The organism is Endozoicomonas atrinae, assembly GCF_001647025.1.
In the GTDB taxonomy this organism is placed as follows: Bacteria; Pseudomonadota; Gammaproteobacteria; order Pseudomonadales; family Endozoicomonadaceae; genus Endozoicomonas; species Endozoicomonas atrinae.
Window position 1 is genome coordinate 1 of the sequence record NZ_LUKQ02000180.1, and the last position, 11,251, is coordinate 11,251.

Genomic DNA, 11,251 nt, shown 5'->3' on the forward strand with positions numbered 1-11,251 from the left:
ACCATTCGCACCGGAGTTAAACAGCTCAGAAAGGCTATGGGAGTGGATGCGGGAGCATGACTTATCAAACAAAGCATTTTCAGGTTATGAAAATATTGTAGATTGTTGCTGTGAAGCTTGGAATAACCTTTGCAGCGAAGCTGGTCGACTGTTCAGTCTGTGCTCCCGTGATTGGGCAGTTATACAGTAGTTAGAAAATTCAATTGGTATTACCTGAAATCAATAGTGAAGAACTCAAGATCAGACTTGAGAGTGTGCATGGAGAATTATCACAAACACTGCTACCAATCCGGTTGAGTGATAGCTCTCACCCCAAACTCCACACTGGAAGTCGACATGCACACGTTAAGGTTCAAAAAGCTGACTTAACCAACAAGGGACTTTCTGCAGGTAATCTGAAAGCACAGGGCGTGGAGTTTCTGGTTGAACAGGATAAGAAAAAAAATATTACGTTCAACGTCACTTCGGAATCAGGAGAAACCAGGATTCATTCAGTCCCTCTGACTTTACCTGGTGAGAGTCCTGTAACTCTTTCAGCCGACAGACTATCTGTACAATATCAGGGGCTAGGCCTCAACCTTAGGCGTCCAGCTGATGGAGCTTATCTGGAAGCCGATGTCACAGCCAAGTCTGTGGCCGCCAATGCCACAGACCTTCAAACGGTAGTTGACTCAAAAAATGGAGCTTCTTTCCCGAATGAACTATCCGTACAGGCAGGTGGAACACTTTTCCAATGTGACAAAGACAAGATCGTTGTATCACCAGAACTCACACTTAATGGTCAGAACGGTGCCATGATTGTAAAAGATGGCCAGCCCATTCCTGTTGATCTGCAAACAGCAGAGGTCAAAGATGCTGAGTATATTCAGTATGCTAACCAGTCACCACTTTCTGGCATGCAAAATACCACAAGGGTTATCAGTGGAGGTGAATACTTAGTTAAAGATACCCGAGTTGGTCCGGCCACGGTGAGCTCTCTTCATCTTTCCATAGACGATAACCTGAGCGGCCCCCTTAATGTTGATTCAGCATCAGTCGATTTTGATCAACTGCTTGACATTATGGATAGAGAGCAATCCCCTCGCTGGTATACCCGATTATTTCTTAAGAAAAAGATGCTGACGTGTTCGCTGGACTGCCCTGTCGATCAGGGAGCAGTAGATCTTAAAACCATGAAAATTAAAAAGTTGAAATTCAGTCCATTAAAAGGGGCAAGCCTGCTGGATCGTATTGTCTGTAAGGTGATGAACTGGATTGTCTGCCCTTTAGCAAAACGCTTTTGTAAATTCAGTACCAAATTACGGGCAACGACTGAAAAAGAAAGAACGACCCATCCTGAGAGTCATATACCAACGCTGGGCATTAAGTTTGGGCCTTTCAAAACCAGCTTCGATTTGCCAGTGCCCCCTGCTGTTCTTGACCATCATAGTGGAAAGTTGACCATTGCAGGAACCCTGCATGAATACGGTATCCAATTAATCCGTTTTGACTATAGAGAACAGATTACTGCTCAACTCGAACAAATCAGAACAGGGTCTCAGCATACTGTCTTGGAAAATCTCACTTCACTGTTAGAACTTTCAAAAGTCATTGAAAAATTACCCGATAATTCAGGAGCAATAACATTGATGGCTCAGCAGTGGCCATCAGATTCAATCTCCACTCTCCTTGCCTCAGGGCAAATATCGGCTGAATTGAAGGATAGTCTGTGTAATATCATTAAGCTTTTTTCATCACATGAAGGTGCCCATACCACTGCATTATTGATGATAAACACACTAAAACCCGAACTGACACCTGAGATATTTATGCAGGTTATCTCTCATTTTTCTCCTGAACACATCAGTGATCCCTTGGCACTAGCAATGTATTTTGAGTCCACAGGTCATATTGAAAAAGCAAAAAGTGCTTATAACGAATTGCTTATTAAAGCCCCCGATCACCCCATAGCCAACTCCCGGATTGGCAGTCTGCTTATGATTGAGGCAGAAAAAACCGCTACCTCAGATTTGATTACTACTGCCATGAATTACCTGCTGAAAGGCGCTCTGAATGGAAGTTATCATGCCAGAACAGTTATCCTGGCTTTGACACACAACACACTGCCACTTATAAGTGACTATGCTCATCTTTACGCTGCAGCATGGTATTTAGAGACAGAAAAAAGCCAGGAAGACTTTTTCACAGCAATAGGTCATATTGAATCAATTACCCCATCAACGGATGCCTATCTACGGGCAATCACATTACTGGAATGCCGGCGTCGAAACGCTCAAATGATTATTCACACTGTTTCAAAAGAAGCATTAAAGGATTTAAGGATAAGAATCAGAGCCATTAATGCGGCTGAGCATGAAGTAGAAAAGTTACCAGCTCTGGATGCATACAATCTGGGAGTAATAATGCTGTATGGCGCTGGTGGAGCACCCTGTGACCAGGATAAAGCAATACGGTTATTACAATATGCCAATGAAAAAACAGGTTATCAGAATCGTGCAGGATTACATCTAAAGATATGTAATCCTGCGTTTGCATGAAGAGAGTCAGAAAGCTATACCATGACACATGCCATGCATCATCACCTGACTGATTCCAGATAGCTCTTCACCGTAGTAACAATAGCCTGAGTCTGGCTATCTATTTCCAGGTTAACGCTATCTCCAACTTCGGCTGTACCGAATGACGTAATTCTTAAGGTTTCTGGAATGAGATGGACACAAAAACGCCCCCCCTCAACCTTCTCACCGATAGTAAGACTGCAGCCATTTAAAGAAACATAGCCTTTAGGCAGGATATAATCTTTCCATTCAGATGCAAATTGAAAGAAGACAGTCACATTGTTTTCTTCCTGCTTGATTTCACAGATCTCAACAGTATCGTGAATATGGCCAGAGAGAAGATGCCCCCCAATTTCATCACCAAAACGTGCAGCTCTTTCAATATTGACTTTATCCCCCTCTTCAAGCGCACCCAGGTTAGTAACCCTTAGCGTCTCTTTCATCACATCAAAGGAGGCACTTTCCTGGTCAAAAGCAACAACCGTCAAACAGCATCCATTCACCGCAATACTGGCTCCAGTCTCGAGGCCTTCCAGTAATGTGGACGGCAAAAGTACAGTAATACGGTTCAGTTCGTTGAACTTTTCAATTCGACCAACTGGAAAAAATCCCTTCACAATACCTGTAAACATACACTACCTATGTTGGTATACATCAGAATGTTTTAAGACAGTGAACCAGCCTCTCAAGAGCAACCAGACTGTCTGGAGTATAATTTCGGTGGTTCCGGTTAGTTAGCACCTCTTCCGGTGATTCCAGCACCACACTGGCAACCTCTTCTTCCTGCAGTGTCAGAGGACCATCATAATAGCAGCTATAGACCCTGCCCCAGACCTGACAGTCATCATTATGGAAAAAAAAGTGAAAATGAGAAGTGATTGGCACACTCTCAATACCAAGCTCCTCAGCCAGCTCACGTTCAGCAGCTTGATCGTAGCTTTCTCCCTCGGTAACCACTCCCCCCGTAGCAGGGTCAAAGTAGCCCGGATAAATATCCTTATTCAGGGTCCTTTCCTGCACATAAAGCTGCCCTTTTGAGTTAAAGACAAAAATATAGGTTGCCCTATGGCACAGTGCTTCCTCTCGCATTTTCCCCCTGGGAACGGACCCAAGAACAAAATTATGGTCATCAACCACCACTACACTTTCCACAGACGCTTCCACCTCTTGCTGGCCAGGCATCGAGATCTCCTGTTATCTGCCTTTCATTTGTTATTATGGCAACATCTTATATCAAGCTATTCGTAATCGAAAACAGAAAATTCAACCGATCCCCTGACACGGTTTTTCAAGCATCAAAGCAGGATGCACCTGATTATTGAAGTCATCCCCCCAGATTTACAGCAACTATAGCGAATTGCCACTACTGACTAGCAGAGTGTTTACTGGTTCAGAGAAGCTTAAGATAGACACCAATAACACACATGCTTCCAGAGGAAAGTGTTATAACCGGCTCAAAACCAGAAAATAGAGAACAAAGCCCACCATACTTGCTCTCTGTCCGATCCAGTGAAAGGCAACCTGCTTCTTACTTTCATAAAAGAGTAGTAACTTGTGGGAGTTTAATGCTCAGCAAAAAATAATATTGTGCTACGTGCCCCGCTGGATTTGGAAGATTATGTCAACAGAATCTAGTTCATGAGGTTTCATGGTATGGATCATTTTTTCTGAGGCTTTGTGATTAACGTTGGATAATCACAAAATGGTGCATAACCTGGAGCATATGTCTGTTGACGAAGACTCATCTGATTTATGGATATTTCCTTCCTTATCTTGACGGGTATTGGCAGCGTAGGAATTTCTCATGGGCTCCTGAGTCTGGATTGAGTAAACTGGACGTTCTTGTCTTTTCGGGCTTTCAGCAGGCGGTGTTGCACAAACCCTACGTTTCATTACAGCCACGGATCTCTCATCACTACCTATGCCAGCACTGATTGTTGAATCTGTATTTTTAAGTGAATGAGCCTTGTGCTTTGTTGGAGATTTATTGTCTTCCAGTAAATCATACTCGAGTGAGGCTCTGCACTGGCTATGAACTTGCATTGACTTTACCTGGTTAAGTGAGAGAAAAGATAAGTGGTCTTCTAAACGGCTTATTTATAGGCTCAATTCAAAATTATTGAGAATAATTTTCTGATTACCTTAAAGAAGTGATTATTCAGTGGCTCGGGTGACGCTCCATCTATGTAATCATGGTATCGCTGAACGAACCGGATTGCGGGTGTTCACCATCTTCCCCTAAACCATTCCAACGAGCAAAGGTTTTAAATTAACCCATTCTGTGCGGTAGCAACGCGGCAACTGTTGTTATAGTGTCTCAGCAACAGACTGGACAAAGAAAACCGGTGAACGTACCCCAGCAGAGAAAAATTCATTCTGGAATACACAAGCAGTCGATGATCTGTTCAATAGACATGGTCAGATCCCCCCCGGAAAAGCCGGTTCTGGCACAAAAAAACACCCCCCTGGTTTATTAGCCCCTGCTATTCGAATCACAACAGAAACACAATAAGAGCAGTACAAAGTATGTCGTGAATTGGAATGAGAAAGACAAAGAGGCTTGTAATCACTACTAATTTGTCAGAGGAGTCATTCTGCGTCAAGACTGATCTAAACCAGATAAAAGCAGTATAATTAGCTCATGGTAATAGGAATTTTAATTTCCCCAGCCTATCGAAACTGTAATTTTCACTCGATTTCAACCCAAGGGATCCGATATTTAGTTAAATATATTTTTGTCCGACAAGTATCTGTTACTGCCAGAACCACCGAAAAGATACTGCTGGACACCAAACACCATCCTCTAAGGGGGCATAATGAGTAAACCTAATGTAGTCTCCGCCATTGTTAACCCGGTTGGCTCCATGCGAGTTTTGTCCAGCCGTGAAGTCAATATTCTTCAGGATAATACCAAAGCTGGCCTGCACCGCCTTTTCCGCCAGTGTGCCCTGGCCGTCTTAAGCAATGAAATGGAAGGCGACAGCGCTGAAGAGCTGTTACAAACCTATACCGATTTTGATATCCGCATTGTTCAGGAGCACCGTGGACTGAAGCTTGAGCTGATCAATGCGCCCTCATCCGCATTTGTTGATAAAAAACTTATCCGGGGTGTTCGAGAAAACCTGTTCTCCGTACTCAGGGATATTCTTTATGTTTCATCCCTGATCACCAGTGACAAACGTTTCGACCATGGCAGCTCGTCAGACATTACGCACCTGGTGTTTGAGGTCCTCAGAAATGCCAACGCATTTATCACCAAACAGACGCCAAATATTGTTGTCTGCTGGGGTGGACACTCCATCGGCCGCGATGAATATGAATACACAAAGCTGGTCGGTTACCAGCTGGGCCTCAGAAGAATGAATATCTGCACTGGCTGTGGTCCCGGAGCGATGAAAGGCCCCATGAAAGGTGCATACATTGGACACGCCAAGCAGCGCATCAGTAATGGTCGCTTTATTGGTCTGACTGAGCCGGGGATTATCGCCGCCGAATCTCCTAACCCTATTGTAAACGAGCTGGTTATCCTCCCAGATATCGAAAAACGTCTGGAAGCTTTTGTCCGTCTGGGGCATGGCATTATCGTCTTCCCTGGAGGTCCAGGAACCTGCGAAGAGATTCTTTACCTGATCGGCATCCTCCTGCACCCGGACAATAAAGACATTCCACTAACCATGATCCTGACAGGGCCAGCTGGGTCAGAAGCCTACTTTGAGCAGATTGATAAGTTCATCGGCAATACACTGGGTAAAGAAGCCCAGGAAAAATACCAGATCATCGTCAATGATCCAGCAAGAGTGGCAACCATCATGGCAAGAGGGTTGGAAAAAGTAACTCGCTTCCGCCGACGTCATGGAGATGCGTATTACTTTAACTGGCTGTTAAAGATTGACCAGGAGTTCCAGCAGCCTTTCGAACCTACCCATGAAAACATGGCAAACCTGGAACTGCACAGCAGTCTCCCTGCCCACCAACTGGCAGCCAACCTGCGTCGTGTCATGTCTGGCATTGTTGCAGGAAATATAAAAGAAGACGGTGTTAACCTGATCCGTGAGCATGGCCCTTACAAGCTCAGTGGTGAAGCAGAACTGATGAAACAAATGGACACCCTCCTGCAGTCGTTTGTTGAACAGCACCGGATGAAACTTCCGGGCAGCCATTACGAACCCTGCTACGAAATCATTGAATCCTGACTTTTTGTCAATCCCACCTCCCCCCTGAAGTCGCCACTCCGGCCTCTTCAGGCACTGTTTACATAAATCACAAATACCGAAACAGCCATTCACAGAAAAAATAGTGGTTATTTCGGTCTTTACTTAACTTGAAAAGCACCTTCCGCTATACTGCCCGCGCCACCAGTGCTTTATCTGCCGGAAATCTTCAACCTTAGGAAATACCGCCAGTAAAGCTCTTCACCATTTTCAGGGTTTGGGGCTGGCTGTACTGTTTTCAATGAAAACCGCCCAAGGCCGTTTTCAAAGAGAATTGCTCAAGGCTGTACCGCTGTAGCACTGGTAAAGATTTCCTTGGAACGTCTGACGGACCCATAAGATCATAATGGTTTGTCGAAGGATCGCCCAAGAGCCTGCCACAGATGATGAGGGTAGAACTCGTGTTAGAAGCCTACAGAAAACACGTCGAAGAGCGTGCCCAAGAAGGTGTCCCACCGAAGCCGCTGAATGCAGAACAGGTGTCAGGCCTGGTTGAACTGCTGAAAAATCCACCAGCAAGTGAAGAACAATACATTCTGGATCTCCTCGAAAATCGAATTCCTCCCGGTGTTGATGAAGCAGCCTATGTAAAAGCCGGATTCCTTTCCGCTATCGTCAAGGGCGAAGCTGAATCACCATTGGTTGACAATAAGAAAGCCGTTGAACTGCTGGGTATGATGCTGGGTGGTTACAATATCGAAACCCTGATTGCTCTTCTGGATAGCACTGAGCTGGGTGAACTTGCTGCTGAGCAGCTGAAAAGCACCCTCCTGGTCTTCGACTCCTTCCACGACGTTGAAGAAAAAGCCAAAGCAGGCAATGCCAATGCTCAGGCCGTTCTAAAATCCTGGGCTGAAGCGGAATGGTTCACCAAACGTGATGCCGTGCCTGAGAGCATTAAGGTTGCTGTATTCAAGGTCACCGGTGAAACCAATACGGACGATCTATCCCCTGCACCTGATGCCTGGTCCCGCCCGGATATTCCTCTACATGCTCGTGCTGCCTACAAGATGACCCGTGATGGTCTTGAGCCTGAGGAGCATGGCGTTACAGGACCTCTGAAGCAGATTGAAGAGATCAAGAGCAAAGGCCTGCCGGTTGCTTTCGTGGGTGACGTAGTCGGTACCGGTTCTTCCCGTAAGTCTGCAACCAATTCTGTACTGTGGTTCTTTGGTGATGATATTCCGGGTGTCCCCAATAAGAGAGCCGGTGGTATCTGTATAGGCAGCAAAGTAGCCCCTATTTTCTTCAACACCATGGAAGATGCAGGCGCCCTGGTCTTTGAAGCACCGGTTGATAAGCTGGACATGGGCGATATTATTGAAATTCGCCCTTATGATGGCAAGATCCTCTCTGAGTCAGGGGAAGTTCTGTCTGAGTTCACTTTCAAATCCGACGTTATTCTTGACGAAGTACAGGCCGGTGGCCGTATCAACCTGATCATCGGTCGTGGATTGACTGACAAGGCGCGTGAAGCACTGGATCTGGGCCACTCCGAAATATTCCGCCGTCCACAGGCACCCAAAGAATCAACCCATGGCTTCACTCTTGCCCAGAAAATGGTCGGTAAAGCCTGCGGTGTTACCGGTGTTCGTCCTGGCCAGTACTGTGAACCTAAAATGACCACTGTCGGCTCTCAGGACACCACGGGCCCAATGACCCGTGATGAACTGAAAGATCTGGCCTGCCTGGGCTTCTCTTCTGACTTGGTTATGCAGTCTTTCTGCCACACCGCAGCCTATCCAAAGCCAGTCGACGTAGAAACTCACCACACCCTGCCAGACTTCATCATGAACCGTGGCGGCGTTGCCCTGCGCCCTGGTGACGGCATCATCCACAGCTGGCTGAACCGCATGCTGCTGCCAGATACTGTGGGTACCGGTGGTGACTCCCACACCCGCTTCCCGCTGGGCATCTCTTTCCCTGCTGGTTCAGGCCTCGTGGCATTTGCTGCGGCAACCGGTGTTATGCCTTTGGACATGCCGGAGTCAGTTCTGGTTCGCTTCAAGGGTGAAATGCAGCCAGGTATTACCCTCCGTGACCTGGTTCACGCAATTCCACTTTATGCCATCAAGCAGGGCCTGTTGACCGTTGAAAAGAAAGGCAAGAAGAATGCCTTCTCCGGCCGTGTACTGGAAATTGAAGGTCTTGAAAGCCTGACAGTCGAACAGGCTTTCGAACTGTCTGACGCTTCTGCTGAGCGTTCAGCTGCTGGCTGTACCATCACACTGTCTGAAGAGTCCATCACTGAATACCTGAAGTCTAATATCACCATGCTGCGCTGGATGATCAGCGAAGGCTATGGTGATCGTCGTACCATCGAGCGTCGCGCCCGGAAGATGGAAGAGTGGCTGGCAAACCCAGTCATGATGCGTGCGGATGCTGATGCAGAATACGCAGAAGTGATCGAGATTGATCTGGCAGAAATCAAGGAGCCGATTCTTTGTGCACCAAACGATCCGGACGATGCACGCACTCTTTCGGATGTTGCCGGTGACAAGGTGGACGAAGTCTTCCTGGGATCCTGCATGACCAACATTGGTCACTTCCGTGCTGCAGGCAAGTTGCTGGAACAGAACCATGATCCACTGAAAACCCGCTTCTGGATGTCGCCTCCCACCAAAATGGACAAGGCCCAGCTTGAAGAAGAAGGCTATTACAACATCTACAATGACAACGGTGTGAGGACTGAAATTCCGGGTTGTTCACTCTGCATGGGTAACCAGGCGCGAGTAGAGCCAGGTGCAACAGTTCTTTCTACCTCTACCCGTAACTTCCCTAACCGTCTGGGTGATGGCGCTAATGTGTACCTCTGCTCTGCTGAGCTGGCATCGGTTGGTGCCATTCTTGGCAAGATTCCAACCGTGGCAGAGTATATGGAATACGCCAGTAATCTGGCTGCCATGGCCGGTGATGTCTATCGCTACCTCAATTTTGATCAGGTAGAGTCTTATCAGAAGGCTGCTGACGATATCATCGCCAAAGCCAGCTGATAAAACGCTGCTTTAAACGACGTAAAAGCCCCTGTTTTCAGGGGCTTTTTATTTCTATCATATTCAACTGAATCTCAGACGAGTGATGGCCTTCAATATGGACGCGGCAACACCGGAATCCCTGTTTACACCAGAACTGATAGCATGGATAAAAGACAACATCCCTATGCTGAATAACATGGAAGTCAGTTTTGATCAGTTCAACAATGGAGAGCTGGCAATCAGCTGTCCGCTGGAGCCCAATATTAACGACAAAGGAACGGCCTTTGGCGGAAGTATTGCCGCACTGGCAACCATCTGTGGCTGGCTCTTCACCACATTACATGCAAGAACTCGTGTACAGGACTGCGCTGCCGTTATTGCCGATTCCCAACTGACCTACCATGCTCCTGGCAAAGGCCGAATATCAGCCCGCTGCAGCGCTAATGTTCCAGACACGTTTTTTGACCGCTTGAATGAACGTCGCAATGCCAAACTGGAACTAACGGTTGAGTTATATTCAACTGGGAAAGAAGGGAAGTCACCCGTCAACATCGCAACTTACAAAGGCATCTATGTAGCGACGCCCTAGAGGGCGTTCTCAACTGGGCACGAATATGGGGACTCACAGTTGCTTGATCATTTTGCTCAACCGGTCAAGCAACTGTTTATCCATGCTCAGACGCTCCGAGTATGCCGACTGAATATAGAGATCAACAATCGATAATAATTGCTTACCTGTCGTAGCGTTTTCTGCGTTGACTCTCAACGCGAAATCCTTTGCCCCCTCTCCTGCGCGACGCTCAAAGCCTCTTTTGGCAAGCTTACGTTCAAGCCGTAACCAGAGCTTTTGATGAGGGTTTAGTGCAGGCCGCTGAAACAGAGCAAAAATCCCATAGAGCATCAGGAACAGTGCTAATAATGCACCAAGCATACCGATCTGCTGCCAATAAAAGGATGACGTGCCAAACAACTCTTTCATAAAAGACTGCTGTCTTGCCTGCTGGTACTGCACTACGGACTTCTGCCAGCGATACTCAAGCCGTTCCCAACCCTGTCGAACCGACCTGAGGAAGTCTGTCTGCCCAAAACGGTAAGCAAGGGGAATCTGCCCCTGCAGCAAGCCACCCTGTTCAATCATTTCATCAATCCCAAGATCAATCCGTTCGGGAGCTACGGCTCCCGTGGGGTCAAAACGAACCCACCCCTGCCCTTCAACCCAGACTTCAGCCCAAGCATGAGCATCTCTTTGAAGTACCCTGACCACCTTTTCTTCAGGTAAAAAATCACCACCCAGGTAATACCAATTGAATTTTCTAACTACTGTATAACTGCCCAATCACGGGAGCACAGACTGAACAGTCGACCAGCTTCGCTGCAAAGGTTATTCCAAGCTTCACAGCAACAATCTACAATATTTTCATAACCTGAAAATGCTTTGTTTGATAAGTCATGCTCCCGCATCCACTCCCATAGCCTTTCTGAGCTGTTTAACTCCGGTGCGAATGGT

General features: G+C 46.8%; 7 protein-coding genes and 2 pseudogenes. 5 read left to right on the forward strand and 4 right to left on the reverse strand.

What is annotated here, in order from left to right:
• Nucleotides 1-190: pseudogene (locus tag AK963_RS35650) on the forward strand (IS630 family transposase); the annotation flags it as partial.
• A 982-nt stretch (nucleotides 191-1,172) separates the two neighbouring features.
• Entirely contained in the window at nucleotides 1,173-2,537 is a 1,365-nt protein-coding gene (locus tag AK963_RS32280) for a hypothetical protein (protein ID WP_139117543.1), read from the forward strand.
• A gap of 41 nt (nucleotides 2,538-2,578) precedes the next feature.
• Here the strand turns inward: AK963_RS32280 and AK963_RS19930 are convergent, their stop codons facing one another.
• Together AK963_RS19930 and yfcD are read right to left on the reverse strand one after the other, a co-directional pair.
• Entirely contained in the window at nucleotides 2,579-3,190 is a 612-nt protein-coding gene (locus AK963_RS19930) for a riboflavin synthase (RefSeq protein WP_066017187.1), read from the reverse strand.
• A gap of 22 nt (nucleotides 3,191-3,212) precedes the next feature.
• Complete coding sequence (yfcD, locus tag AK963_RS19935) at nucleotides 3,213-3,740, reverse strand: NUDIX hydrolase YfcD (protein ID WP_066017188.1); 528 nt, start codon at nucleotides 3,738-3,740, stop codon at nucleotides 3,213-3,215.
• A 1,634-nt stretch (nucleotides 3,741-5,374) separates the two neighbouring features.
• Here yfcD and ppnN point away from each other — a divergent pair.
• From ppnN to AK963_RS19950, 3 genes are all read left to right on the forward strand, one after another.
• On the forward strand, nucleotides 5,375-6,751 hold the full coding sequence (gene ppnN / locus AK963_RS19940) for a nucleotide 5'-monophosphate nucleosidase PpnN (RefSeq protein ID WP_066017189.1): 1,377 nt from the start codon (nucleotides 5,375-5,377) through the stop codon (nucleotides 6,749-6,751).
• A gap of 419 nt (nucleotides 6,752-7,170) precedes the next feature.
• Nucleotides 7,171-9,762 carry a bifunctional aconitate hydratase 2/2-methylisocitrate dehydratase gene (gene acnB, locus AK963_RS19945; RefSeq protein ID WP_066017192.1) on the forward strand — a complete coding sequence of 864 codons (2,592 nt, stop codon included), beginning with the start codon at nucleotides 7,171-7,173 and terminating at the stop codon, nucleotides 9,760-9,762.
• 97 nt (nucleotides 9,763-9,859) lie between these two features.
• Nucleotides 9,860-10,333, forward strand: coding sequence for a YiiD C-terminal domain-containing protein (locus AK963_RS19950; protein ID WP_238593793.1), 474 nt, complete (start codon nucleotides 9,860-9,862; stop codon nucleotides 10,331-10,333).
• Between the two features lie 33 nt (nucleotides 10,334-10,366).
• On the opposite strand, the gene AK963_RS19955 is transcribed toward AK963_RS19950, so the two are convergent.
• Both AK963_RS19955 and AK963_RS35655 read right to left on the reverse strand, forming a co-directional pair.
• Nucleotides 10,367-11,080: a DUF4129 domain-containing transglutaminase family protein gene (locus AK963_RS19955; RefSeq protein WP_066017191.1), complete on the reverse strand. Its 714-nt coding sequence runs from the start codon at nucleotides 11,078-11,080 to the stop codon at nucleotides 10,367-10,369.
• Nucleotides 11,062-11,251: pseudogene (locus AK963_RS35655) on the reverse strand (IS630 family transposase); the annotation flags it as partial. The pseudogene AK963_RS35655 and the gene AK963_RS19955, both read right to left, overlap by 19 nt.

What these genes read in the sequence shown, in the direction of transcription:
- ppnN (WP_066017189.1), top strand. Translation starts at nt 5,375, where the DNA reads ATGAGTAAACCTAATGTAGTCTCCGCCATTGTTAACCCGGTTGGCTCC.
- yfcD (WP_066017188.1), bottom strand. Translation starts at nt 3,740, where the DNA reads ATGCCTGGCCAGCAAGAGGTGGAAGCGTCTGTGGAAAGTGTAGTGGTG.
- AK963_RS19930 (WP_066017187.1), bottom strand. Translation starts at nt 3,190, where the DNA reads ATGTTTACAGGTATTGTGAAGGGATTTTTTCCAGTTGGTCGAATTGAA.
- AK963_RS19950 (WP_238593793.1), top strand. Translation starts at nt 9,860, where the DNA reads ATGGACGCGGCAACACCGGAATCCCTGTTTACACCAGAACTGATAGCA.
- AK963_RS32280 (WP_139117543.1), top strand. Translation starts at nt 1,173, where the DNA reads ATGAAAATTAAAAAGTTGAAATTCAGTCCATTAAAAGGGGCAAGCCTG.